General features: G+C 61.3%; 23 protein-coding genes. 6 read left to right on the forward strand and 17 right to left on the reverse strand.

The window, feature by feature from the left end:
- Window positions 1-3: 3 nt before the first annotated feature.
- From JYJ39_RS09880 to JYJ39_RS09915, 8 genes are all read right to left on the reverse strand, one after another.
- Window positions 4-1,140, reverse strand: coding sequence for an acyl-CoA dehydrogenase (locus JYJ39_RS09880; RefSeq protein WP_205204020.1), 1,137 nt, complete (start codon window positions 1,138-1,140; stop codon window positions 4-6).
- Window positions 1,137-2,063: a DMT family transporter gene (locus JYJ39_RS09885; RefSeq protein ID WP_205204021.1), complete on the reverse strand. Its 927-nt coding sequence runs from the start codon at window positions 2,061-2,063 to the stop codon at window positions 1,137-1,139. Before JYJ39_RS09885 ends, JYJ39_RS09880 begins: the two co-directional genes overlap by 4 nt.
- A gap of 37 nt (window positions 2,064-2,100) precedes the next feature.
- Window positions 2,101-3,291 carry an acetyl-CoA C-acyltransferase gene (locus tag JYJ39_RS09890; protein WP_205204022.1) on the reverse strand — a complete coding sequence of 397 codons (1,191 nt, stop codon included), beginning with the start codon at window positions 3,289-3,291 and terminating at the stop codon, window positions 2,101-2,103.
- Window positions 3,292-3,310: 19 nt separating this feature from the next.
- Window positions 3,311-4,483 (reverse strand): carbonate dehydratase, encoded by a 1,173-nt coding sequence (can, locus tag JYJ39_RS09895; RefSeq protein WP_205204024.1) that lies wholly within the window; start codon window positions 4,481-4,483, stop codon window positions 3,311-3,313.
- A gap of 109 nt (window positions 4,484-4,592) precedes the next feature.
- Window positions 4,593-5,765, reverse strand: a complete 1,173-nt coding sequence (locus JYJ39_RS09900; protein ID WP_205204026.1) for an isovaleryl-CoA dehydrogenase — start codon at window positions 5,763-5,765, stop codon at window positions 4,593-4,595.
- 34 nt (window positions 5,766-5,799) lie between these two features.
- Window positions 5,800-6,246, reverse strand: coding sequence for a PaaI family thioesterase (locus JYJ39_RS09905; RefSeq protein WP_205204028.1), 447 nt, complete (start codon window positions 6,244-6,246; stop codon window positions 5,800-5,802).
- A gap of 152 nt (window positions 6,247-6,398) precedes the next feature.
- A complete protein-coding gene (locus JYJ39_RS09910) occupies window positions 6,399-9,722 on the reverse strand; it encodes an EAL domain-containing protein (protein ID WP_275887971.1) in 3,324 nt (1,107 codons plus the stop codon).
- 111 nt (window positions 9,723-9,833) lie between these two features.
- On the reverse strand, window positions 9,834-10,229 hold the full coding sequence (locus JYJ39_RS09915; RefSeq protein ID WP_205204032.1) for a MerR family transcriptional regulator: 396 nt from the start codon (window positions 10,227-10,229) through the stop codon (window positions 9,834-9,836).
- Between the two features lie 110 nt (window positions 10,230-10,339).
- Between JYJ39_RS09915 and JYJ39_RS09920 the strand changes: the two genes are divergently transcribed.
- The 3 genes from JYJ39_RS09920 (at window position 10,340) to JYJ39_RS09930 (ending at window position 14,091) form a co-directional block, all read left to right on the forward strand.
- Window positions 10,340-11,380 carry an MBL fold metallo-hydrolase gene (locus tag JYJ39_RS09920; protein WP_205204034.1) on the forward strand — a complete coding sequence of 347 codons (1,041 nt, stop codon included), beginning with the start codon at window positions 10,340-10,342 and terminating at the stop codon, window positions 11,378-11,380.
- A 15-nt stretch (window positions 11,381-11,395) separates the two neighbouring features.
- Window positions 11,396-13,231, forward strand: coding sequence for a PHA/PHB synthase family protein (locus tag JYJ39_RS09925; RefSeq protein WP_205204036.1), 1,836 nt, complete (start codon window positions 11,396-11,398; stop codon window positions 13,229-13,231).
- Window positions 13,232-13,422: 191 nt separating this feature from the next.
- The gene (locus JYJ39_RS09930) at window positions 13,423-14,091 is read left to right on the forward strand and encodes an OmpA family protein (RefSeq protein ID WP_205204038.1); all 669 of its coding nucleotides are present in this window, start codon (window positions 13,423-13,425) and stop codon (window positions 14,089-14,091) included.
- Between the two features lie 81 nt (window positions 14,092-14,172).
- Here JYJ39_RS09930 and ubiT read toward each other — a convergent pair whose 3' ends face one another.
- Genes ubiT through ubiU form a run of 3 tightly spaced genes read right to left on the reverse strand, consistent with a single transcriptional unit; the run spans window position 14,173 to window position 16,593 of the window.
- Window positions 14,173-14,625, reverse strand: coding sequence for a ubiquinone anaerobic biosynthesis accessory factor UbiT (gene ubiT, locus JYJ39_RS09935; RefSeq protein WP_205204040.1), 453 nt, complete (start codon window positions 14,623-14,625; stop codon window positions 14,173-14,175).
- Window positions 14,622-15,530 carry a U32 family peptidase gene (locus tag JYJ39_RS09940; protein WP_205204041.1) on the reverse strand — a complete coding sequence of 303 codons (909 nt, stop codon included), beginning with the start codon at window positions 15,528-15,530 and terminating at the stop codon, window positions 14,622-14,624. The genes ubiT and JYJ39_RS09940 overlap by 4 nt, the downstream gene beginning before the upstream one ends.
- 55 nt (window positions 15,531-15,585) lie before the next feature.
- Entirely contained in the window at window positions 15,586-16,593 is a 1,008-nt protein-coding gene (gene ubiU, locus JYJ39_RS09945) for a ubiquinone anaerobic biosynthesis protein UbiU (protein ID WP_205204042.1), read from the reverse strand.
- A gap of 110 nt (window positions 16,594-16,703) precedes the next feature.
- Between ubiU and JYJ39_RS09950 the strand changes: the two genes are divergently transcribed.
- Window positions 16,704-17,609 (forward strand): response regulator, encoded by a 906-nt coding sequence (locus JYJ39_RS09950; RefSeq protein WP_205204043.1) that lies wholly within the window; start codon window positions 16,704-16,706, stop codon window positions 17,607-17,609.
- A gap of 18 nt (window positions 17,610-17,627) precedes the next feature.
- Here the strand turns inward: JYJ39_RS09950 and JYJ39_RS09955 are convergent, their stop codons facing one another.
- From JYJ39_RS09955 to JYJ39_RS09980, 6 genes are read right to left on the reverse strand one after another with little or no spacing between them, the layout of a single operon-like run.
- Window positions 17,628-18,548, reverse strand: a complete 921-nt coding sequence (locus JYJ39_RS09955) for a septal ring lytic transglycosylase RlpA family protein (RefSeq protein WP_205204044.1) — start codon at window positions 18,546-18,548, stop codon at window positions 17,628-17,630.
- Window positions 18,545-19,648, reverse strand: a complete 1,104-nt coding sequence (gene rodA / locus JYJ39_RS09960; RefSeq protein ID WP_205204045.1) for a rod shape-determining protein RodA — start codon at window positions 19,646-19,648, stop codon at window positions 18,545-18,547. Before rodA ends, JYJ39_RS09955 begins: the two co-directional genes overlap by 4 nt.
- Window positions 19,635-21,569 (reverse strand): penicillin-binding protein 2, encoded by a 1,935-nt coding sequence (mrdA, locus tag JYJ39_RS09965; protein WP_205204046.1) that lies wholly within the window; start codon window positions 21,567-21,569, stop codon window positions 19,635-19,637. The genes rodA and mrdA overlap by 14 nt, the downstream gene beginning before the upstream one ends.
- A gap of 9 nt (window positions 21,570-21,578) precedes the next feature.
- The gene (gene mreD, locus JYJ39_RS09970) at window positions 21,579-22,100 is read right to left on the reverse strand and encodes a rod shape-determining protein MreD (RefSeq protein ID WP_205204136.1); all 522 of its coding nucleotides are present in this window, start codon (window positions 22,098-22,100) and stop codon (window positions 21,579-21,581) included.
- Window positions 22,100-23,014 (reverse strand): rod shape-determining protein MreC, encoded by a 915-nt coding sequence (gene mreC, locus JYJ39_RS09975; RefSeq protein WP_205204047.1) that lies wholly within the window; start codon window positions 23,012-23,014, stop codon window positions 22,100-22,102. The genes mreD and mreC overlap by 1 nt, the downstream gene beginning before the upstream one ends.
- 33 nt (window positions 23,015-23,047) lie before the next feature.
- Window positions 23,048-24,091: a rod shape-determining protein gene (locus tag JYJ39_RS09980; protein ID WP_205204048.1), complete on the reverse strand. Its 1,044-nt coding sequence runs from the start codon at window positions 24,089-24,091 to the stop codon at window positions 23,048-23,050.
- 128 nt (window positions 24,092-24,219) lie between these two features.
- Here JYJ39_RS09980 and gatC point away from each other — a divergent pair, with 128 nt between their 5' ends.
- On the forward strand, window positions 24,220-24,507 hold the full coding sequence (gene gatC / locus JYJ39_RS09985; RefSeq protein ID WP_205204050.1) for an Asp-tRNA(Asn)/Glu-tRNA(Gln) amidotransferase subunit GatC: 288 nt from the start codon (window positions 24,220-24,222) through the stop codon (window positions 24,505-24,507).
- Entirely contained in the window at window positions 24,504-25,976 is a 1,473-nt protein-coding gene (gatA, locus tag JYJ39_RS09990) for an Asp-tRNA(Asn)/Glu-tRNA(Gln) amidotransferase subunit GatA (protein ID WP_205204051.1), read from the forward strand. Before gatC ends, gatA begins: the two co-directional genes overlap by 4 nt.
- Window position 25,977 lies beyond the last annotated feature (1 nt).

Consider the following 25,977-nt stretch of genomic DNA (forward strand, 5'->3'; position numbering starts at 1 on the left):
CCCTTACTCGCTGGCGATGGTGCGGCCGATCACCAGGCGCTGGATGTCGTTGGCGCCTTCGTAGATCTGGCTGATACGCACGTCACGGTAGATGCGCTCGACCGGGAAATCGCTGGTGTAGCCGACGCCACCGTGGATCTGGATGGCGTCGGAAGCGATCTTCTCGGCGGCTTCGGAAGCAAACATCTTGGCCATCGAGGCTTCCTTCAGGCAGGGCTTGCCGGCGTCCTTCAACTGGGCGGCACGCCAGACCATCAGGCGGGCTGCGTCGAGCAGGGTGTTCATGTCGGCCAGTTTGAAGTTGACCGCCTGGTGCTCGATGATCGGCACGCCGAAGGTGACGCGCTCCTTGGCGTAGCGCACGGCGGCCTCGAACGCGGCACGCGCCATGCCGATGCTCTGGGCGGCGATGCCGATGCGGCCGGCTTCAAGGTTGGAGAGGGCGATCTTGTAGCCTTCGCCTTCCTTGCCGAGCAGCGCGGAAGCCGGCACGCGGCAGTTTTCCAGGATGATCTGCACGGTGTCGGAGGCGTGCTGACCCATCTTGTCTTCGGTACGACCGACAACAAACCCCGGTGTATTGGTCGGGATCAGGAAGCAGGAAATGCCCTTCTTGCCAGCGGCCTTGTCGGTAACTGCGAAGACGATGGCCATGTGGGCGTGCTTGCCGGTGGTGATGAACTGCTTGACGCCGTTGAGCACGAAGAAATCACCGTCGCGGTCGGCGCGGGTGGTGATGGCGGCAGCGTCAGAACCGGTGTGCGGTTCGGTCAGGCAGAAGCAGCCGAGTTTCTCGCCGCGGGCGAGCGGCTTCAGCCATTCTTCCTTCTGCGCGTCAGTACCGTATTTCTGGGTGATACCGCAGGCCAGCGAGTTCTGCACCGAGACGATGGTCGACGTGGCGCCGTCACCGGCGGCGATTTCTTCCAGCGTCAGCACCAGCGACATGTAATCCATGCCGGCGCCCCCCCATTCTTCCGGCACGCACATGCCCATGGCGCCCAGTTCGCCCAGTTCCTTCAGGGCTTCGGCCGGAAAGGCGTGGGTCTTGTCCCATTCAGCGGCAAAGGGGGCCAGGCGCTCCTGAGCAAAGGCGCGCATGGAATCGCGGATCATTTCCTGTTCTTGCGTAAGAATCATGCTGTTTTCTCCAGAGAAGTCGTTTTTTGTGAAGTGTGCATCGTGGTTAACGCCACCCCGGCAATCACCAGCAGCCCGCCCAGCAGGACCGACAAGCCTAGCCGCTCATCCAGCAGCCAGGCAGCCTGGAGGACAGCAAACACCGGGACCAGGTTGATGAAAACCGACGTGTGCCCGGCGCCCAGCTGGTGCACGGCAGCCGTGAACCAGGTGTAAGCGACGGAAGTGCCGAGAACGGCGAGGAAAAGCATGCCGGACCACACCCGCCACGACCACTGCGTCGGGTGAATGTCGCCCTGCACGAGCGCCACCAGTCCGAGCAGGCTGGCGCCGGTGAGGCACGCATAAAGGGTGGTGGCCTGCGCCGAAAAACGGTGCGTACTGCGCCAGCCGATGAAGGTGTAGATTGTCCAGGCGGCCACGCAGCCAAGAATGAGCATCTCCCCGGTGCCGATACTGCCGTGCAGGAGGGCGAGCGGGTCGCCATTACCGATCACGGTCAGACAACCGACCAGGGCCATGAGACAACCACCCGCCTTGCGCGGTGTCATGCGCTCCTTGCCGGCGAGCCAGGCAAGGAGAACGATGACGACCGGATTGAGTGCCACGACCAGGGCCCCGCGCCCGGCCGGAATGTGCTGCAGTCCGAAGAAGAAGCACATGCCGTAGAGGAAGATGCCGAAAAAGCCGAGTCCCCAGACCAGAAGCCAGTCCTGCCGGTTTTCCGGGCAGGGAATGGTCTGCCCGGAAAACACCATGACGGCACCGATCACCAAGCCCGCAACCAGAAAGCGCAAGGCATTGACGGCGAGCGGGGCAGCGAGCTCCTGGACGATGACACGACCAGCGACCCAGGTGCCGCCCCACAACGCCATGGCGATCACCAGCTTGGCGTAGGTCAGGGTCGAAGATTCGGTGCGCACGGGGCAATCGTATCCGGCAGGCCGCTATGCGTCAGGCTCAGAGCATTTCCACGGCCATGGCCGTGGCTTCGCCGCCGCCGATGCACAGGGAAGCAACACCGCGCTTCTTGCCGTACTTCTTCAGCGCGCCCAGCAGGGTGACCAGGATGCGGGCGCCGGAAGCGCCGATCGGGTGACCGAGGGCGCAAGCGCCGCCGTGCACGTTGACCTTGGCCGGATCGAGCTTGAGATCGTGCAGCGCGGCCATGGCCACGACGGCGAAGGCTTCATTGACTTCGAACAGATCGACGCTGTCGGCGCTCCAGCCAGTCTTGGCGAACAGCTTCTCGATCGAGCCGACCGGTGCCGACGGGAACTTGGCCGGCACACCGGCATGCGTGGCGTGGCCGACGATGCGGGCCAGCGGGTTGAGGCCGAGCTTTTCTGCCTGCGAAGCACGCATCAGGACAAGCGCTGCGGCGCCATCGGAAATCGACGACGAGTTGGCGGCAGTCACCGTGCCATCCTTCTTGAAAGCTGGCTTCAGGGTCGGGATCTTGTCGACATTGACGGCGAACGGGCCTTCATCCTTGCTCAGGGTGACATCGCCCTTACGGCCGGCCACGGTGACCGGAACGATTTCCCAGTCGAAGGAACCGTTATTGCTGGCTTCGATGGCTCGGGTGGTGGACTGCACCGCGTAGGCGTCCTGGGCAGCGCGGGTGAAACCGTAGGCTTCAGCGCATTCTTCAGCAAAAGTACCCATCAGGCGGCCGCGGGTTTCCTTGCTGTAGGCATCTTCCAGACCGTCCATGAACATGTGGTCGAACATCTGGCCATGACCCAGACGATAGCCGCCGCGCGCTTTGGCCAGCAGATACGGGGCATTGGTCATCGACTCCATGCCACCCACCACGGCAACACCGTAGGAACCTGCCAGAATGCCATCGTGACCAAGCATGGTGGCCTTCATCGCCGAGCCGCAGACCTTGTGGATGGTGGCGCAACCGGCGGACAGCGGCAGGCCGGCCTGCAAGGCTGCCTGACGGGCAGGCGCCTGGCCTTGACCGGCTTGCAGCACGCAGCCCATGAGGACTTCTTCGATCAGGTTGGCGTCAATGCCGGCGCGAGCAACAGCCGCCTTGATCGCTTCCGCACCGAGATTGGCGGCGGTCAGGCTGGAAAAGCCCCCTTGAAAGGCACCCATGGCAGTGCGGGCGGCGGATACGATGACGATAGGGTCATTCATGCTGTTTTCTCCTTGCGGTTTATTGTGGGTTGGTAGAAATATTTTTGCCTTCCAGAGCCAGCAGCGCGGCCTGGTAGCGTGGCACAAGATCGCCGGGCTGATCGACGGTAATGCCCAAATCGTGCATCAAACCATCCTTCAGGCCATAAATCCAGCCATGTATGGTCAGTTTCTGCTTCCGCGCCCAGGCATCCTGCACCACCGGCGTATTGCACAGGCTGACCACCTGTTCGAGCACATTGACTTCGCACAAGCGGTCAATGCGCTGATGTTCCGGCGTCGCATCGACCAGTTCCTGGTGCAGATTGATGACCTGATGCACATTGTGCAGCCAGAAATCGGCAATGCCGACGCGCTTCTTCTGCAAAGCAGCGGTCACCCCGCCGCAACCATAGTGACCAACCACCATGATGTGCTTGACCTTGAGCACGTCGATCGCGTACTGGATGACCGACAGGCAGTTGAGATCGGTATGCACCACCAGATTGGCGACGTTGCGGTGCACGAACACCTCGCCCGGCAGCAGGCCGACAATCTGGTTGGCCGGCACCCGCGAATCGGAGCAGCCGATCCAGAGGAATTCCGGCGCCTGCAGATCGGCCAGACGCTTGAAGTAAGTTGGATCGACTTCCTGCATCTGGCGCGCCCAGGCACGGTTGAAATCGAACAGGTGGCAGAGGTTTTCGTTACGAATTTCTTCTTCCGACCAATTATCGAGATCCAGCGCCATGAAAATGGCCCCTTCAACCGGGGTCTGGTAGTAATTGGGCGCTTCGTTGAAACCCAGTTCGCGATACAGCTTCACTGCCAGGCGCATGTTTGGCAAGGTGTCGATCAGCAGTTTGCGATAGCCCAGTTCCTTGGCCGCCTTGATTGCAGCCAGGGCGAGACGGCGCCCGACACCGCGGCCACGCTTTTCCGGCGTGACGTACAGGCGTTTCATTTCGCCCACGCCTTCGCTGTCCGGCAGGGGCCTGACACCAACGCAGCCGGCCGGCTCGCCGTCGAGCTCGGCAAAGAACAGCCGGCCATTGGCCCCATCGTAAGGCGCTGGCAGGGTGGCCATGTCTTCGTCAAAATGTTGATAGGAAAGATCAACTCCCAGCCAGGCGGCGTAATTGCGGAAATACTGGCGGACTTGTTCCAGGGCTTCGTGATCTTCAGGGCCCAAGCGGCGTAATTTGAAATTCATGCGGGATTCACTCCGGTTTACCCGACAGGCGGCAAGGTGCCGCCACGGCATATCTTGATTTGCGCGGTTGCGCAAACGCCGTATTTTACCCGGAGCATCCCGTCGACCTTCACCGCGTTTCTGCCATCAGCTCGCGACCAATCAACATGCGCCGGATTTCGGAAGTGCCGGCACCGATTTCATACAGTTTGGCGTCGCGCCACAGGCGGCCCGTCGGGTATTCGTTGGTGTAGCCGACGCCGCCCAGCGTCTGGATCGCCTCGCCGGCCATCCAGGTCGCCTTTTCGGCGGAGTAGAGAATCGCCCCGGCAGCATCCTTGCGCAGGGTACGCGCATGATCGGCGCTGTCGCAGGCGCGGCCGACGGCATAGACGTAAGCGCGGGTAGCCTGCCAGGTCGAATACATGTCGGCGACCTTGCCCTGCATCAGCTGGAAATCGCCGATGGCCTGGCCGAACTGCTTGCGTTCGTGCAGATAGGGCACGACCACGTCCATGCACGCCGCCATGATCCCGAGCGGCCCACCGCAGAGCACGGCGCGTTCGTAGTCGAGGCCGGACATCAGCACCCTGGTGCCGTTGCCGACGCCGCCAAGCACGTTTTCCTCCGGCACCTCGCAGTCGTCGAAGAACAGCGGGTAGGTGTTCGAGCCGCGCATGCCCAGCTTGTCGAGATGCGGCCCATGCGAAAAGCCCTGCATACCCTTCTCGACGATGAAGGCGGTCATGCCCTTGGCGCCGGCCGCCGGATCGGTCTTGGCGTAAACCACCAGGGTGTCGGCGTCGCCACCGTTGGTGATCCACATCTTGGCGCCGTTGAGCAGATAGCGGTCGCCTTTCTTCTCGGCCCGGAGCTTCATCGAAACGACGTCGGAACCGGCATTTGGCTCGGACATCGCCAACGCGCCGACGTGTTCACCCGAGATCAGCTTGGGCAGGTATTTCTGACGCTGCGCTTCCGTACCGTTGCGCCGAATCTGGTTGACGCACAAATTCGAGTGGGCACCGTAGGACAGACCCACCGAAGCCGAAGCGCGCGAGATTTCCTCGAGCGCGACGATATGCGCCAGATAGCCCATGTTGGTGCCGCCATATTCTTCCGGCGCAGTCATGCCGAGCAGGCCCATGTCGCCGAACTTTCGCCACAGATCAGCGGGAAATTCGTTGCCGCGGTCAATCGCCGCCGCACGCGGCGCGATTTCCGTTGCCGCAAACGCCTGCACGGCTTGGCGCAAGGCAGCGATATCTTCGCCCAGGGCGAAGTCCAGACTGGGAATGTTCATCGGTTTGTCTCCACTATTTTGTTTTATGTAAATCTTACTTTTCTGCTTTGCCGTACATGACCATGATGGTCTGCTGCATCAGGGCACAGAGCTTTTCCTGCCCAGTCTTGAGCGCATACACCTCGGCCTGCGTCACGATCAGGGTACGCCCCGGTCGCACCACCTTGCCACGCGCAATCAGTAGTTCACCATCGGCGGGCGCCACCAGATTCAGCTTGTACTCCACCGTCAGCACTGACGCATCGGCCGGCAGAATGCTCATGGCGGCATAACCTGCCGCCGAATCAGCAATCATGCCGACAATACCGCCATGCACGAAGCCATGCTGCTGCTCCACGCCGGCCCAGTGCGGCAGGTGAATTTCCGTGCGCCCGGTGTCGACAACCGGCAGCGTTGCACGAATCAGCTCCATCGCGTGCTGCTTGGCAAAGCTGGCGCGTACGCGCTCGGCAAAACCGGGATCACTGCTCTCTTGGCTCATCTAGCGTCTCCTCTAGTGTCGTGATTTTATGGTTGTCCATTTTATTGACGTTTACGTTAACGTCAACAAGCCTTTCCTGACCCAACCCCCAGATCTGCACCCACTGCAACAGCCCGCAACGTTACTGCGGCACCACGCACCAACAACCGCGCCTACTGCGCATGGGCGCTGATGTAGGCGTAACAGAGCTGCGGATCGTCGGCCAGATCGGCAAAGCGGATCTGGCGCTTCTGCCAGGCGGAGAAATCCGGCTGCTCGCCGTTGTCGGCCGTGCGGACATGCCGCAGCACCATGCCCCAGTCGTTGAAAACACGCCGCTGCAGGGGGCCCTCGGCAACCACCCGGAAGCCTTCGTGGCGCTGATCGGCAGCAATCTTGTCGCGCAACACCTGCAGGTCTTCCTGCCGGCCTTCGAGCAACTGCATGAATTCACCTTCGTGGTAGATCAGGCAGCCAGACACCCCGGTCAAGCGATTGTGCCGCCGGACACGCTGCAACAGGTCAAGCAACTCTTCTTCCGTCATCAGCGCCCGGCTGCGGCTGACATACAGCAGGTAGTACAGCGGTGGCCGGGTCTCACCGACAAACTCGCCCTGCTCGCGCTCGAAAGTCGCGCAGAAGGTCTGTTCCTCCAGCGGGCGGTGGAAGTAATAACCCTGGATCAGATCGCAGCCGTAGGTACACAACTCGCGCTGCTGCGCCCCCGTTTCCACCCCTTCCGCCACCAGCTTCAGACCCAGCGAACGGGCGATGCCGATCACCGCACGGATGATGGCCCGGCTTTCCTCACTCCTTTCAATGCCGTCGACAAAGGCACGATCGATTTTCAGGACATTGACCGGCAGACGGGTCAATTGCGCCAGCGAGGAATAGCCGGTGCCGAAATCATCGACTGCAACCCGCAAGCCGAGATCGGCCAGCCGCCGCAGAATGCGCAGATTGGTCTCGACATCCGCCATCAGGGCAGTTTCAGTGATCTCCAGCAACAGCCGCGTCGGCTCGGCACCCGTTTCCTGCAAAATGGCACTGAAATTTTCGACCAGCGTAGTTTCACTGAGCTGACGCGCGGACACATTGACGGAAATATACGGCGCCTCATTGCCCCAGCGATTCCGCCACTCCGCCTCGGCCCGGCAGGCCTGGCGGAAGACCCAGAGGCCGATGGGCACAATGGCACCGGTCAGCTCGGCAATCGGAATGAAGACGGCGGGCGACACCTCGCCGCTGGCCGGCGTCCAGCGCAACAACAGCTCGGCACCTGCAATACGGCCGCTTTCAGCACCGACAATCGGCTGGAAGCGCACGGAAAATTCATCCCGCTCGATCGCCTGCCGCAACCCATTGGTGATCGTCAGCCGCTGCTGCGCCTGCGCCTGCAGGCTCTCATTGAAGAACTGCCAGCCATCGCGGCCACTTTCCTTGACCGCATACATCGCGGTATCGGCATAGCGCAGCAGATCATCCGCCGAATGCGTACTGCCATTCCCAATCGCCACCCCGACACTGCCCGTCACGAACAGATCGTGGCCCTGAAACACGACCGGCTGCCGCAATATGTCGTTGATCCGCGCCGCCAGCAAGGACATGCTGACCGGCTCCTCGACCTGCTCGCACAGGGCGATGAATTCATCGCCGGCCAGCCGGCCAACGGTATCGCCTGGACGCACCTGCTCGATCAAGCGTCGGGCAACGCTTTGCAGGAGCAGATCCCCGACCTCATGACCATAGGTGTCATTGATCAGCTTGAAGCCATCCAGATCGATGAACAGCAAGGCCACATTCAGACCGCTGCGCCGCGAACGCTGCAAGGCCTGCGTCAGGCGCTCGCGGATCAGAACCCGATTCGGCAATCCGGTCAGCGCGTCATGGGTCGCCCGGCGGGTGAGTTCTTCCTCCGCCCGCTTGCGCTCGGTAATGTCGCGCAAGGTCACCACCAGCAACCAGTCGTCACCATCGCGGAACTTGGCAATCGAGGCCTCGAGCGGAAAGAAAGTGCCATCCTTGCGGTAACCGACCACATCATTGCGGCCGCCCATTTTCCGTTCCTGCTCGTCACCCTGAACAAATGCAGCGAGCAGTTCGGCATGCCGTTGGCGAAAATGCGGCGGCAGCAGCAGATGAATCGACATGCCAAGCAATTCCTGCCGCTCATAGCCGAACAGGGACTCGGCGCAACGATTGGATTCAGTGATGACACCACGACCATCCGTGGCGATGATTGCCATATCCGCCACCGACAGAATGTGTTGCGCATTTTCATGGCGCATCCGGCCCTGCCCCATCTCCACTACCAGTCGTGCCGCCGCTGCCGGCACAGCCGGCGCTTCGGCGCTGGCAACCGCCTCGTCGGCATGCCGCCGGTAACGTTCGGGAATCTGCGGCGGAATACGGCCAAAGCTCTGCACCACGTCGAAGCTGCCGTCGGCATTGCAGCAGGCCAGATACGCATTCACGCTGGCGTGATGGGTGGCGGCGTCCATCTCGACCACGCCTTGCGGGCCGCTCACCCAGACCTGCTCCAGCGCGCCAATCAAGGCCTCGGCGGCAACACTGCCGGCGGCCTCGACGGCGCGGGCAAACGCATGCACGCACAGATAGGCGGCTTCACCAAAATTAGTCAGCACACCATTGCCGTGCGGCCAGATGCCCGTCACCCCCGGCTGGCGCGCCAGCTGCTGCAGCAGACGGTGATTTTCCGCCGTGCGCAGCGACATGAAATAGGTGCTGCTGGAATACAAACCTTCGCGCACCGCAGGGGGCAGCTGGCTCACCAGCATTTCGTCGTAATGCCCCATCACGACCGTCATGCGCTGCTTCAAGCCGCGCTCGGCAAAGCGCGTGAGAATCGCCAGCTGGTCGCTGCCTGCGAAATACGGCACAAAAACATCGGCCCCTGAGCAGGCGAGCTGCTCCAGCAGGTGTTCAATTTCATCCTTGCTGGCACCGATGGACAGATATTCCTCACCGACCACGGTGCCTTCCAGCCGCTGCAGCACCCGTTTGGCGGCATCGATGGAGCCGCGCGGCCACTCATAGTTATTGCCGGCGAAGAACATCTTGACGCCGTAGCGCTGCGCCATGAACGGAATCATCTTGTCGATCTGCTGGTTGGGCAGGGCGGCAAAATTGAAGAAGTAGCGGCTACTGATACTCCCCTCGTAAAAAGAGAAATTCAGCAGGGGGATCTGGCGCGGCGCGGCCACCTGGGCAACCACCGCAATCCGCGAGCTGGACAGCAGATTGCCGATCAGCGCAACGCAGCCGTGCTGATCGAGCAATCTTTCCGCCGCCGGAACAGCCGTCGCGGGCACACTGCCATCGTCCTCGACGACCAGCTCGAGCGACCGCCCAAGCAAGCCGCCCCGCTGGTTGATTTCCTCACTGGCGATGCGCGCCGCATTGACGATCTCCTGCCCGTACAAACCGACCAGGCCTGTCAGGGGAGACATCAGCCCCAAGCGGATTGGCTCAACCATATGCGTTGTCTCTGGAGATTGGAAATAGCTTTATTGAAGCACACCGGCTTGCCGTCTCAACCTGCTTTCCGGCGCAACCGACCACAAAATCAAGCACCCACACCATGCAAATTAGCGGATCGTCGCCCGCCGCCCCAGCTCTGTCCGACACAGAGTTTCGAACTGGGCGATATCGGCCAGCATCGCCTCGATATCCTCGCGCTGCTGCTCCAGCGCCGCCCGACGCTTTTCCATGATGCGCAGACACTCGACGAGTTGCGGCGTTTCGTCTTCGGTCGAAGCATACATGCCGATCAGATCCTTGATCTCGGCCAGGCTCAGCCCCAGGCGCTTGCCGCGCAGGGCCATTTTCAGGCGGGCACGATCACGGCGGGTAAACACTCGTTTATTCCCCTCCCGCTGCGGCGCCAGGATGCCCTGATCCTCCCAGAAACGGATGGTGCGCGGGGTGATGGCGAATTCACGCGCGAGATCGGAAATGCTGAACACAGCGCCCGACGGTCGCATTGTTTCTCCTTTGTATCCACATTATGACTGGCAAAGCGAATTGTTTTTCAATCCGCACCCGTATGGTAACTTGTCCGCATTGGCACTCCGCACACCCTTCCGGTTTTTTCATGTCCCTGCATTACCCATTCGGCGAAACCCCTGCCCCTGGCGAGCTTTTTCAGATTTGCGCGGGCGTTTTCTGGCTCCGTCTGCCCCTGCCGTTCCAGCTGGACCACATCAACCTGTGGCTGCTGCGCGATGGCGACGGCTGGACTCTGGTCGACACAGGGTTTCCAGATGAGGAAGGCCGCACCATCTGGCGCAGCGTCCTCGCCACTCTGCAGGGACCACTCAAACGCATCATCGTCACGCACTTCCACCCCGACCACCTCGGCCTGGCCGACTGGCTGCTGCAGGAAACCGGGGCACGCCTGCTCATGACCAGCGGCGAATTCCTCACCGCCCATGCGGTATGGAACGAAGTCGGCGGACATGGGGCACGCTTCATGGTTGAACAGTTCCGCCAGCACGGACTGGACGCCGAACGCCTGGAAAAATTCGCCCAGCGCGGTTCAGGCTACCGCAAGGCGATGCCCAGCCTGCCGGATCATTACGACCGCCTGAAAGCCGGCGATTCGCTGACCATCGACGGCCGGCACTGGCACACCCTGATCGGACACGGCCACGCCCCGGAACATCTGGCACTGCATTGCCCCGAACTGGGCCTGTGCATTTCCGGCGACATGCTGCTGCCACGCATTTCCACCAACATCAGCGTCTTCGCCGCAACGCCAGATGCCGACGCACTCGGCTGGTACCTTGCCTCCCTGACTGAAATGTCCGTGCAACTTCCGGCCGCTACACTCGTTCTGCCCTCGCATGGCCGTCCCTTCACCGGCGTCGCTGCCCGCGTCACCGCCCTGCAGGAACACCATCGCGAACGGCTGCAGGCGCTGGAGGCCAGTTGCGCCAGCACCCCCCGAGCTGCCGCCGAACTGCTGGACGTGCTGTTTGGCCGCACGCTCGACACCCATCAGACCATGTTCGCCATGGGCGAAGCCATCGCCCACCTGAACCATCTACACCATGCCGGCCGCTTGTTGCGCCACATTGACGCCGCCGGGATAATCCGTTACACGTGTTCGAGCCCATCGAGCACAGCCCACTGAGAGAGGAGTCATCACATGTCACAAAAAACGGAAGAAGTCGGGAACAACCTGCCCAACCCGGCCGAAATGGCCAAGACCTATGCCGAGGTCGCCCAACGCGCCTCCCGCCTGATCGGCCAATTCATGGAAAAGAAGGCGCAAGCCGGTGTTGACGTGCCGGCCGACGAACTCGGTGTGGCCCGTGCCTTCATGGACCTGTCGGCACGTTTGCTCGCCAATCCCTACAAGCTGGCGCAAACCCAGATGAACATGATGTGGGATTACTTCTCGCTGTGGCAGGGCTCCATGATGAAGATGATGGGGATGCCCAACGCCACCCCGGTCGCCGCCCCGAAAAAAGACGATAAACGCTTCAAGGACGAGGAATGGGAAGAGCACTTCCTGTTCGACTTCATGAAGCAGTCTTACCTCATCGCCGCCCGCCACATCCATGACACCGTCTGCTGTACCGAGGGTCTGGACGAGGCGACGCAGCAGAAGGTCAATTTCTTCACCCGCCAGTACATCGATGCGCTGTCGCCGTCCAACTTCGCCATGACCAATCCGGAAGTCTTCCGTGAAACGGTGAAGAGCAACGGCCAGAATCTGATCAAGGGTCTCAACAACCTGCTGCAGGACATGGAGGCCGGCGACGGGCAACTGCGCATCCGCATGACCGACACCAACGCCTTCGAAATGGGCAAAAACGTCGCCACCACGCCGGGCAAGGTGATTTTCCAGAACGATCTGTTCCAGCTCATCCAGTACGATCCAAAGACCCCAGAACAGTTCAAGAAACCGCTGCTGATCGTGCCGCCCTGGATCAACAAGTACTACATCCTCGACCTGCGCGAGAAGAATTCGCTGGTGAACTGGGCCACCAGCCAGGGGCATACCACCTTCATCATGTCCTGGGTCAACCCGGACGAAAAGCTAGCTGAAAAGTCCTTCGAACACTACCTGCTCGAGGGCTCGGTCGAAGCGCTCAACCAGGTCTGCAAGCAAACCGGTGAAGACAGCGTCAACATGGCTGGCTACTGCCTTGGTGGCACCCTGCTGATGACCACGCTCGCCTACCTCACCGCCAAGAAGGACAAGCGCGTCAATTCGGCCACCTTCTTCACCACCATGATCGACTTTTCCGATCCGGGCGAATTGGGTGTATTCCTCGACGAAGGCGCTGTCACCGGCCTGGAAAAACGCATGAACGAACGCGGCTTCCTGGAAGGCTCAGAAATGGCCGGCACCTTCAACATGCTGCGCGCCAACGACCTGATCTGGTCCTTCGTGGTGAACAACTACCTGATGGGCAAGGACCCCTTCCCCTTCGATCTGCTCTACTGGAACTCCGACTCCACCCGCATGCCGGCGGCGATGCACAGCTACTATCTGCGCAACATGTACTTGGCCAATCTGCTCAAGGAGCCGGGCGGACTGACCCTGGGCGGGGTCAAGATCGATATCAGCAAGGTCAAGACGCCGTGCTATTTCATCTCCACCATCGAAGACCACATCGCACCGTGGAAGAGCACCTACATGGGCGCCCGCCTGCCCTCCGGCCCAACCAAGTTCGTGCTGGGCGGCTCCGGCCACATCGCCGGCATCGTCAATCCACCGGCTGCCAACAAATACGGCTACTGGATCAACGAAGCCACTGACGGCAACCTGCCGGAAAGCCCGGAAGATTTCCTGGCTGGCGCGACACAGCACGCTGGTTCGTGGTGGACCCACTGGCATGACTGGGTCACCACCCTCCCCGGCGGCGACGCCAAGGTCAAGGCGCGCCCGGCAGATGCCGGCCCGCTGAAGGTCATCGAACCGGCGCCGGGCTCGTTCGTCAAGTTCCGCCTGGATACGCAAAAGAGCAAGTAAGCCGGGCTGATATAGCAAAAGGCGGACCGCGAGTCCGCCTTTTGTTTTTCCACTTTACGAAAATTACTGGAGCTGTCGTCTGTAGACGACATATGTAAAGCCTGTTTTTCCTTTTGTTACAACGCCCTCCAACAGCCTCGCCCGAGGCAGTGCTAGGCTACGGGCACACCCCACACAAAAGGAATCGCACCATGAAAAAAACCCTCATTACCCTGAGTGCCGTAACCCTGGCACTGTCCAGTGTCCTTTCCGGCTGCGCCAACATGGACGACACGCAACGCAGGACCGGCACCGGTGCCGCCATCGGCGCCGCCGCGGGCGCTGTCATTGGCGCCGCCACCGCGAGCAAGAAAGACCGTGGCAAGGGCGCTGCCATCGGCGCGGCGGCGGGTGCCGCGCTTGGCGCTGGTGGTGGCTACCTGTGGTCCAAACGCATGCAGGAACAGCAGGCGGCCATGGAGCAGGCCACCCAGGGCACTGGCATCGAGGTATCGCAAACCCAGGACAACCGCCTGAAAATCGAAATCCCCAGCGATGTTTCCTTCGATTCCGGCAGTGCCACCATCAAGCCCTCGCTGCGCCCGGTGCTGGACAATCTGGCCAGTAATCTTGCGCAACATCCCGGCACACGCGTCACCATCATTGGCCATACCGACGCTTCCGGCTCGGACGCAGTGAATAATCCTTTGTCGTTGAACCGTGCTGCCGCCGTGCGTGATTACCTGGTCCCGCGTGGCGTCGCCAGTTCGCGCATCAGCGTCGATGGCCGTGGCGCGCGCGAACCTGTCGCCGACAATGCGACGCCACAGGGTCGGGCACAAAACCGCCGGGTCGAAATCTTCATCGCCGAGCAGAACTGAAGCCGGCGCCGGTGAATAGCAAACGGCCCTAAGCGGGCCGTTTCTTTAATCTGCAACCACAGAAATCTGCAGGCGTGCGGGTCAGCCCCTGAGCAGTGGCAACTGCGGCAGATTGGGCCACTCGACAGCATCAAGCATGTTCTTGACGATCAGCCCCAGCTCGGTGTCACCAGTGATTTCCAGTTCCCGATTGAAGAACAGGGTGTCCGGATCTTCCTGCCGCGTGAGCAATTGCAGATAGGCGGAAAGGTTGGCGGCAAAGGCCAGATCCGGTTCGCGCGTCGCCTGAAAGACCGGGCGGAACAGGCCGGAGCGAAAGGTGTAGAGGGCTTCGCCACCGGTATCCAGTACCCGTACGCGGAACAGCTTGTCTTCCAGCAGCGCCAGTTCGCTTTCCGGCAGCAGTTTGAGTTTCAGCGCGGCATTGAGCGCTCCGGTCAGCACCAGGGAATGCGGCCATTGCGGCAGTTTCTGGCCCAGACTGGCGACGAACTGCGGCAGACGGAAGCGGGGAATCGTCATTTTCTGGTTCATGCGTCGGCTCCAATTTCCTGCAGAAGGCGGTGATGGTGTTCCGCAATACCGGCATCGCCAAACCAGTAACCATTGACCAGACCACAGCCACTCCAGGCCGAGGTGTCCGCGCTGACGGATTCTCCCCGGCGGGCAGCATCGAAGGCAGCGATGATCGCGGGCATGTGTTCTTTCTGCGGACTGATGCGCACACCATCGATCCCCATGGCCCGCAGCGCCGGCATTTCATCGAGCAGGCAATAGGTTTGCGCCGACATGGTCTGGATGCCATTGATGGTGAGGAAATCCTGCCCCTCGCGGGTCCGCAGGGTCAGCCCTTCGGCGTGATCCAGGCACTTGAACTGACAGTCGTCCTTGTTCAGGTTGTAGTGGCGGGCCGTAAAGCAACGTGCCGAAAACGCCAGCGGCAGTTTGCCAAAGGCAAACACTTCGGTGGCGACACCGGCCGGGCGGCTGCGGTGCAGTTTCTCGATCATTTCCCCGCTCGCTTCCAGCGGCGGCACCCAGCGGCACATGCCATAGCGGGCAAAGGTGGCCAGCGTTGCTTCGTTATAGATGTTCAGATGCGCGCCTGCGACAAAGGGCTGGCCGCTGACCAGATTGACCGCTCCGAGATCGTTGGCTTCCACCTTGCAGCCGGCCTCATCGACGATCCGCCGCAGCGCTTTCAGATCACTTTCCGATTCCAGCAGCGCTTGCGCCGATACCACCACTTCCTTGCCGGCATCGGTCAGGTCGCGCGCCAGTCCGATCCAGTCGGTAGTACGCAATTGCTGGCGGCGCGAGCATACGACTTCACCGACATAAAACGTGTCGAGCGCCGGGTTGTCCGCCATCGCCGCGTAAAAATCGAGGACTTCGGCTTTGGGCCAGAAATACAGCAGGGGACCAAGGGAAAGTTTCATGAGTGATGTGCCAGATAAAGCGTACAGGTTGTGCCGCAGATCGTCCGCACCTGCATCAGCGCCAGGGGCGATTATAAGCCCCCAGGGTAGCCTGATTGCCTTCGGAAACCTTCGCCAACTCGGCCTGCCAGCTGGGTTTGACGTGGTAGCGCTCACCACTGTCACGCAGGCTGTCCAAGGCCGCACGCAGGGTGCGGGTGACCTGGGCAACATAGGCCGGGCTGCGCTGGCGGCCTTCGATCTTGATCGCACGCACGCCGATTTTGAGAATGTCCGGCAGGATTTCCAGCACATTGAGGCTGGTCGGCTCTTCCAGAGCGTAATAGGTTTCACCCTGCACATCGAAACGCCCCTTGCACAAGGTCGGATAACCGGCCGGCTCATCGTCGCCAAAGCGGTCGATGAGAATGCCGTTCAGGCGCGTTTCCATCTGGCCTGGCTGCTTGTCCCACTTCACGTACTTGGCCGGCGAGCAGGCGCCAACGGTATTGGGCGATTCACCGCAGGCATAGGAAGACAGCCAGCAGCGACCTTCATTCATCACACACAGGCTGCCGAAACCGAACACCTCGATTTCCACGTCCGTGTTCTTGATGACATGCTCCACCTGCGCCAGGGTCAGCACGCGCGGCAGCACCGCCCGGCGCACACCGAATTCACGCTGGCAGAAATTGATGGCTTCGTAGCTGGTCGCCGACCCCTGCACCGACAGGTGCAGGCGCTGCTGCGGATACTTGTTGGCGGCGTAATCCAGCAGGCCGACATCGGCCAGGATGATGGCATCGACACCGAGATCGACGGCCGCATCCACCGACTTCCGCCAGTCCGCCACCCGGCCCGCCTGGGCGAAGGTGTTGATGGCCAGCAGTACCTCGCGTCCCTTGCTGTGGGCGTAACGGATACCTTCGACCATGCTTTTGTGATCGAAATTCAGACCGGCAAAATTGCGCGCGTTGGTGTCATTCTTGAAACCGAGATAGACAGCGTCCGCCCCTTGATCCACCGCCGTCTTCAGCGCGGGAAGACTGCCAGCCGGGCAAACGAGATCAGGCAATGCGTGCATGAGCGTCACTTGGAGTTGGGGAGAAGGCGAGTATAGCCAGCCAGCGCCGCCGCCCATTGATCCGTATCAAACAGAAAGCCATGCTAGGATGCCGAAAAAACCCCTCCATCATGTCAAATAAACGAATCCTGGTTGTCGATGACGAACCCCTCTGCCTGATGCTGGCTGAGGATTGCCTGGTGCCCGAAGGTTTTTTGCTGGAAACCTTCACCGATGCGGAAGCCGCCTGGCAACGCCTGATCGATCCGGCGAGTGATTTTTCCCTGCTGATTCTCGACCGCTACCTGCCCGACCTCGACGGTCTGGCGTTCTTGCGCCGCCTGCATGCGGAAACGCGCTTTGCCGACCTGCCCATCGTCATGCAGACTGCGGCTGACTCGCCGGAGGAAGTGCGCGAAGGCCTTGCTGCCGGCGCACATTACTACCTGACCAAACCCAGCTCCGCCGCGGCCCTGCTCTCCATCGTGCAGGCCGCTCTGGATGACCGCGCCACCCGGGCCGCCTTGCGCGAGCACGCCGCTCGTCTCGAAAGCGGCCAGAAAGAGGTGCAGAAACTGCTGATCAATGCGCAATACCAGTTTGCCACGCTGGCCGACGTTTCCGCCCTCGTCCCCATGCTGGCGGCGCTCTGTCCGGAACCGGACCGGGTGGCTCCCGGACTATCGGAACTGATGGTCAACGCCATCGAGCATGGCAACCTCGGCATTACCTACGCGGAAAAAGCCGCTCTGAAATGGGACGGCGGCTGGGAAAATGAGATCCGCCGCCGTCTGCAGCGCCCGGAGTATCGTGACCGCCGCGCAGTCATCACGCTGGAACGCTATCCCGGCCATCTGGTTTTTCGCATTGTCGACCAAGGGGCGGGTTTTGCCTGGGCCAACTATCTGGATTTCGATCCGGAGCGCGCCTTCGATGCCAATGGCCGCGGCATCGCCATGGCCCGCGCCACCAGTTTTTCACACCTGGAATACGCCGGGCGCGGCAACATCGTCAGCGCCTGGGTCGATTTACCCTGACCGCCCCCAAATCCACACTCACGGGCGGTTCACCACTGCCGGCTTGAACCCCAGTGCCTGCTGAATGCGGGCGGCCACCGCCTCTGCGGCCTGGCGGTCGGCATAGGGGCCTAATTGGACGCGGTGCAGCGGCAAATTACGCACGATGTGCATGCGTTCATTCAGCCAATCCAGTTCGCGTTCGAGGTGTCGCTTGAGATTATCGGCATTGTCGGCGTTGGCAAAGGCCCCCAGCTGCAGATATACCCCCGCCGGCAAACGGTTCTCCACCAGCGGCGCCGGCGCTGCAGCCTGCGGCACGGAGGGTGGCGCGACCTGGGCATAGGTGGCAGTCTGGCCGGCATCCGGAATGATCGCCTCCACTTCCACCATGCCGCTCCCCCCTTGAATCAGGCCCAGTTTGTAGGCCGCGGTATAGGACAGATCAATGACCCGGCCGGCATGGAACGGACCACGATCGATCACCCGCACGACAACGCTCTTGCCCGTGTCGAGCCGTGTCACCCGCGCATAGGAGGGCAGCGCCAGGGTCGGATGCGCTGCGGTCATGGCAAACATGTCGTAGGGCACACCAATCGACGTTTTCTGCCCGTGGAATTTCTTGCCATACCAGCTGGCGATGCCCTGTGCCTTGTACGGTCGCACGCTGGTATGCGGCACATAGCGCGTGCCAAACACCTCGTAGGGGCGCAACGCCGGCTTGTGCAGCGGCTCCCAGCGCGGCACCGCATCCGGCACCTGCTCGAGGTTGGCAGGAATGTCGTCAGCCGGACCGTCATCCTTGTAGTAGCCGCCTCCGGCACGTTTGCCTCCCGTGGCGGGTGACGATTTGCTCGTTGCAGCCGGACCACCCGACGTCGTCGCCGAGGGCTCGGGCGTGCTGCCACAGGCAGCGAGGAAGACGGCAAGCGCGGCCGCAAGAATCACTGTGTTGTTCATTTTTTCACCAGCATGCGATGGGTATGGATGCTCATCAGGATGCCCACGCCCAGCATCAGCGTAATCAGGGCGGTACCGCCGTAACTGATGAAGGGCAAAGGCACCCCGACCACCGGCAGGATACCGGACACCATGCCCATATTCACAAAAGCATAAATGAACAGTGTCAGTGTCACGGCGCCCGCCAGCAAGCGGGAGAACATGGTAGGCGCAGCCGCCGAGATCATCAGGCCGCGCCCCACCAGCAGGGTAAACAAGATCAGCAGTACGCCATTACCGAGCAGTCCCCACTCTTCCGAAAACACCGCAAAAATGAAATCGGTGTGTTTTTCCGGAATGAACTCAAGGTGGGTCTGGGTGCCGTTCAACCAGCCCTTGCCGAGGGTGCCGCCGGAACCAATGGCGATGGTCGATTGAATGATGTGATAGCCGGCACCGAGTGGATCGGAAGTCGGATCGAGCAGGGTCATCACCCGGCGCCGCTGGTAGTCATGCAACATGGTCCACACCATCGGCAATGCTGCACCCAAAGCTGCCGCCAGTGCAAACATGACCTTCCACGGCAGACCGGCAAAAAAGATGACGAAAAATCCGGCTGCAATGATCAGCAAGGACGTTCCCAGATCCGGCTGCTTGAGAATGAACACCACCGGCACGGCCAACAGCAGGGCGGCCGTTGCGTAATGACGAGCCCGCAACACGGATTCATGTTTATGGAAATACCAGGCCAGCATCATCGGCATGGCCACTTTCATGATCTCGGACGGCTGAATACGCACGACAATGAGCGAAATCCAGCGCCGCGAACCATTCACCACGATCCCGAACAGGGCCACCGCCACCAGCAGCACCACACCCAGGACATAGAGCGGCACGGCATAGCGCATCATGGTCTGCGGTGGTGTCCGGGCAACCGTCAGCATGACGGCGGCCGCCCCCAGCATGTTGATGATCTGCCGGTCCAGTTTCCAGAACCCATCGCTGGCTGTCGCCGAATAAATGCTCGCCAGGCCAATCCCGCTCAGGACGCAGACGATCAGTAGCAGTGGCAGGTCAAGATGCGCCAGTGTTTCCCGCCACTGTGCCTTAATCCATTTCATGCGCGTGCTCCTCGACCAAGTCGTGCTCGGCGCCTTCGTCCTCGCCTGATTCATCTTCGGCGGCCGGGCCGCTCGGCGGCTGGCCGGCAAGATAATAATCAAACACCTGGCGCGCGATGGGCGCCGCTGACTGCGCACCGAATCCCCCGTTCTCCACCATGACTGCGACCACGATCTTGGGCTCTTCGACTGGCGCAAAAGCAACGTACCAGGAATGGTCGCGCAGTCGTTCGCGCAACTGACCGGAAACATATTTCTGGCCGCTCTTCAGGCTGAAAACCTGGGCAGTCCCCGTCTTGCCACCCGACGTGTAGGCCGCGCCGGCAAATGCCCGGGCCCCGGTTCCCGACTGCACGACGCCGGCCATGGCGCGTTTGATGAAATCGACGTGCTCACGCTTCAGCGCCACCTGCCGGATCGGCTGCGGCTCGACCAGACGCACCTCGCCACTACTGGGGTTGGTGATGCTGCTGACGAGATGCGGACGAAATACCCGCCCATAGCTGAGCACGTTGGCCAGCGCATGCGCCATGTGCAGCGTGGAGTACGCGTTGTACCCCTGGCCGATACCGACGGAAATGGTTTCACCTGGATACCATTTCTGTTGCTCGCGTTTCTTGAACCGCTGCCGCTTCCACTCCGGCGACGGCAAAATCCCCCGGGCTTCTCCCGGGATATCGATTTCAGTACGCCGCCCCAAGCCCAGATCCCCCATGAAGCGAGCGATGTTGTCGATCCCCATGTCGTTGGCCAGCACGTAGTAGTAGGTATTGCACGACACCACGATGGATTTGAGCATATCCACCGTGCCATGCCCGCCGACCTTGTCATCCATGAAGCGGCGGTTGCCGAAATTGAAATAGCCGGGATCGTTGATTGCCTGGTAAGTCGTGCGCTTGCCCGTGGTCAGGGCCCCCAGCGCCATCAGTGGCTTGAACGTCGACCCGGGCGGATAGGTGCTGTAAATGGCGCGATTGAGCAGCGGTTTGTCCGGATGGTTGTTGAGCTCATCCCAATCATCGAAACGGATGCCATCAACAAACAGATTGGGATCGAAAGCCGGCGAGGACACCAGTGCCAACACCGCACCGTTATTCGGATCGATGGCCGTCAGGGAGCCGCGCCGGCCACCGAACGCCTGCTCGGCCACCCGCTGCAAGCCTGCATCCAGGGTCAGGGTCAGGTTATTGCCCGGCGTCGGCGGCGTCTGCGACAGCACCCGCACGGCCCGCCCGCCTGCATCGACCTCAACCTCTTCATAGCCGACGGTGCCATGCAACTCGTATTCGTAATGCGCTTCCAGCCCGATCTTGCCGATATGCTCAGTGCCTTTGTAGTTGGCCTCCTGATCGTCAGCTTCGATCCTTTCCTTGTCCTTGGCATTGATGCGGCTGATGTACCCGATCGCGTGTGCTGCCAGGGCACCTTCCGGATATTGGCGGAATAGCCGCGCCTTGACTTCGACGCCGGGAAAACGATAACGCTGGGCGGCGAAACGGGCCACTTCCTCATCCGTCAGGCGCGTCCGGATGGGAATCGATTCAAAATTCTTCGACTCCTCCAGCAGCCGCTTAAAGCGTCGCCGATCTTTCTGCTGGATCTCGACAATTTCACTCAAGCCATCGATGGTTTCTTCCAGGCCATTAGTCTTTGACGGGACGATTTCCAGGGTGAAGGCCGCATAGTTTCGCGCCAGCACGACACCATTACGGTCAACGATGCTGCCCCGGTTGGGCATGACCGGAGCAAACGAAATGCGGTTGCTCTCGGCGCGCGTGGCGTAGTACTCATGCCGCATGACCTGCAGATAGAAAAAGCGGGCAAAGAGCAGGCAGAAGCAGAGAAAGACAAATGCACCGCTCAGGAGGATGCGCCGGCGGAAACGCTCGATATCCTGCTCGGCATGTTGAAAACTGTTCATGCGCGGCCCTTACAACGGCCGGTTGGCATCATGCTCCAGGGGCTGGTATTGCGGCAGCAGGAGCAGATAGGTCAAAGGAATCCAGAGCAAGGTCGCCAGCGCCGGCCCCAGCAGAAAACTCCAGCCGGGAAACTCGGCACCTGCGAGCAGCCGCAACACCAGCTGGATCACCTGTGCCGCAACCAGCATCGGCAGCACCTGAATCGCCTGCTGCGCCAGCGGAAACCAAAGAATGCGCCGGGCCTGGCGGGTGGCCGTGTACGCCAGCAGCACATAGGCAAAGGCATGCTGTCCAAGCACGGCGCCATCCGCCACATCCATGCACAACCCCAGCGCGAAAGCCCAGCCCATGCCCACGTAACGTGATTCGCGGATGCACCAGAAAGTCAGCACCAGAGCCACCCAATCGGGTACGCCGGGCCAGTGCGCTGTCGGCAGAAAATTGAGCAGCAAGCCAAGCGTCATGGAGAACCAGATGAAACCGGGGCGCACCGGCAACAGGATGCGCGAAGAAGTGAACGTCGGCTGAATCATTTCTTGTCTTCCTTCACCGGTGCACCGGTGTTGCCACCGCGCCCGGCCGATTCCGGCGGACGCGGCGGCAGCGGCTGGCGTGGTGCCAGCACCAGCACTTCACCGAAATTCTCCACCGCCGCCAGCGGTTCGCAGCGGATGCGGGCAAAGGCATAGGAGTTTTCACGCTCGATGCTGCTCACTCGGGCCACAGGGAAACCTGGCAGGAAAATGCCATCCAGACCCGATGTCACCAACAAATCGCCTTCCTTGATATCCGCGTTGGCCGGCAAATAACGCAGTTCCAGCTGACCGCCCCCCAGGCCGAAGACCACCGACCGCTGGCCGCTACGCACGACCTGCACTGGCACCGCCTGATCCTTGTCAGTAATCAGGGTAATTTCCGCCGAGAACGGAAAAACGCGCGTCACCTGCCCGACCACCCCGGCCTCATCGATCGCCGGCTGGCCCGCAGTGATTCCCGACTGCTGCCCCTTGTCGATGACGACGCGGTGCGAAAACGGGTCACGCGCGGTGTACATGATCTGCGCCACCTCGCCTTGTGCTTTTTCCCGCTCCTTGACCGCGAGCAATTTGCGCAGACGGTCATTTTCGGTTTCCAGGTGCTCCAGCCGGGCGAGGTCGGGCGCCAGCCGCAGCTGCGTCTGCTTCAACTGCGCGTTTTCACTGAGCAGGTCATCCAGCCCGCGCAGATAATCCTTGGCGTGATCAACCAGGCCGCCCGGCATCTGCGCAACGCGCTGCACCGGATCAGTCACCGCGGCCACGAGCTGCCGCAGGGGATCAAGACTCTGCAAGCGCAGATCGATCACGAACAGAGCCAGGGAAAGCGCCAGATAGAACGTCAAAAGGGCCAGCGGTGCTGGCCCTCTCTTGAAGAAAGGCGGCGGAGTGTGGTGAGTGCCTGCCATCGGAATCAGTCAGGAAACAAGAGGCACAGAATCTCAGTCCGAAGCAAAGATGCTGCCGAGTTTGTCGATTTTCTCCAGCGCCAGACCGCAGCCGCGCGCCACACAGGTCAGCGGGTCATCGGCAACGATCACCGGCAAGCCGGTCTCTTCCATCAGCAGACGATCGAGATCGCGCAGCAGTGCACCGCCACCGGTCAGGACCATGCCTTTTTCGGCGATATCCGCACCCAGTTCCGGCGGCGTCTTTTCCAGCGCCGACTTGACGGCAGAAATGATCTGATTGAGCGGATCGGTCAGTGCTTCGAGGATTTCGTTCGAGGAAATCGTGAATTTGCGCGGAATCCCCTCGGCCTTGTTGATGCCGGAGACTTCCATCTCCATCACTTCCGCCCCCGGGAAAGCAGAGCCAATCTGCTTCTTGATGTTCTCGGCGGTATTCTCGCCGATCATCATGCCGTAGTTGCGGCTGATGTAATTGCTGATCGACTCGTCGAGCTTGTCGCCACCGACCCGCACTGAGCCGGCATAGACCATGCCGCCCAGCGAGATCACACCGACTTCGGTGGTACCACCGCCGATATCGACCACCATTGAACCCGTCGCTTCCGACACCGGCAGACCGGCGCCGATGGCCGCTGCCATTGGTTCCTCGATCAGGTACACCTGGCTGGCACCGGCACCCAGCGCCGATTCACGGATGGCGCGACGCTCCACCTGGGTCGAACCGGAAGGCACGCAGATGATGATGCGCGGGCTGGGCGAAAAAAGCCGGGAGTCGTGCGTCTTCTTGATGAACTGCTTGAGCATCTGCTCGGTGACGGTAAAGTCGGCAATCACGCCGTCTTTCATCGGCCGGATCACGGTGATGCTGCCGGGCGCCTTGCCCAGCATTTCCTTGGCTTCCTTGCCGACCGCCTGAATGGTTTTTTTGGCATTCGGTCCGCCTTCGAGGCGAATGGCGACCACCGAGGGTTCATTGAGGACGATCGAGCGGTCCTGGGCGTAGATCAGGGTATTTGCCGTACCCAGGTCAATGGCGAGATCGTTGGAAAAGTATCTGGAAAGAAAACCGAACATCTAATTAAGGCTCCGCGTTTTGCACTAGGTCAGGTGCGGCTGGGAAAGCTTTTATGATACCTTATAAAACTTTCCTTCATCCGGTTTTGTGCACTGCAAAACCCCTCTTTTTCGGGCTTTTACATTTCATGCAGCTTACATCGGAACAAGTCCAGCGGATTGCCCGGCTCGCCCGCCTGGAAATCAGCGAAACAGAGGCCGCTGCCAGCAGCGCTCAGCTCAACGGCATTTTCGACCTGATCGCCCGCATGCAGGCCATCGACACCACGGGCATCGAGCCCATGGCGCACGCCCAGGACGTTTCCCAGCGGCTGCGCGCCGACGTAGTGAGCGAAGCGGATCGACGCGCAGCCTATCAAGCAGTGGCGCCGGAAACGGAAGCCGGTCTTTATCTGGTCCCGAAGGTGATCGAATGAGTTTTTCCACCCCCGCCTTCGCCACCCTGACCGAACTGTCCCAGGCGCTTGCCGCGAAGAAGGTGTCCAGCGTCGAACTGGCCACGCATTACCTTGACCGCATCGAGCGCCTGAACCCGTCGCTCAACGCCCTCATCACTGTCGACCGCGCAAAAACGCTGGCCGAAGCACAGGCTGCCGATACCCGCTTGGCCGCCGGTAACGCCGGTCCGCTGACCGGCCTGCCCATCGCCCACAAGGACCTGTTCTGCGCCGAAGGCTGGCGCACTACCTGTGGCTCGAAGATGCTGGAGAATTTTGTCGCCCCCTACGACGCCACCGTCATCCGCAAGCTGCATGCCGAGGCCGGCATGGTCTGCGTTGGCCGGGCCAACATGGACGAGTTCGCCATGGGCTCATCCAACGAGACGTCCTATTTCGGCCCGGTGAAGAACCCCTGGGATAGCAGCCGCGTTGCTGGCGGTTCCTCCGGTGGCTCCGCCGCCGTCGTTGCTGCCGGGCTGGCACCGGTTGCCACGGCCACCGATACCGGCGGCTCCATCCGCCAGCCAGCCGGCATGTGCAACCTCACCGGCCTGAAACCCAGCTACGGCGTGGTTTCGCGCTACGGCATGGTGGCCTACGCTTCCTCCCTCGACCAGGGCGGCATCATGGCGCACACCGCCGAAGACTGTGCGCTGATGCTGAACGCCATGGCCGGCTTTGACGAGCGCGACTCCACCTCGCTTGAGCGCGCCCCGGAAGATTACCGCCGCGACCTCGAGCAACCGCTGGCCGGCCTGCGCATCGGCCTGCCCAAGGAATTTTTTGGCCCCGGCTGCGATCCTGCGGTGATGGCGTCGGTACAGGAAGCCATCAAGCAATATCAAGCCCTGGGCGCCACCCTGGTCGACGTATCGCTGCCCCATACCGATCTTGCGGTTCCGGTCTATTACGTCATCGCCTCGGCGGAAGCCAGTTCCAACCTGAGCCGCTACGACGGCGTGCGTTTCGGCTACCGTGCCCCGAGCTACGACAGCCTCGACGACATGTACATGAAGTCGCGCTCACAGGCTTTCGGCGAGGAAGTCAAACGGCGCATCCTGATCGGCACCTACGTCCTCTCGCACGGCTATTACGATGCCTACTACCTGCAGGCGCAGCGCATCCGCCGCCTGATCGCCAATGATTTCGTCGCCGCCTTCAAGTCCTGCGATGTCATCCTTGGCCCCACGGCCCCCACCCCGGCCTTCCGTATCGGCGAAAAAATTTCCGATCCGGTACAGATGTACCTGTTCGACATCTACACCATCTCGGTCAATCTGGCTGGCTTGCCGGGGCTCTCCCTGCCCTGCGGGCAGGCCGCCGGTCTGCCGGTCGGCCTGCAACTGATCGGCAACTATTTCTCGGAAGCGCGGCTGTTGAACGTTGCCCATCGCTTTCAGCAGGCCACCGACTGGCATCGGCAGCATCCGACCGGACTGGAGTAAA

It is taken from the genome of Azonexus hydrophilus (genome assembly GCF_905120355.1).
Taxonomy (GTDB): Bacteria; Pseudomonadota; Gammaproteobacteria; order Burkholderiales; family Rhodocyclaceae; genus Azonexus.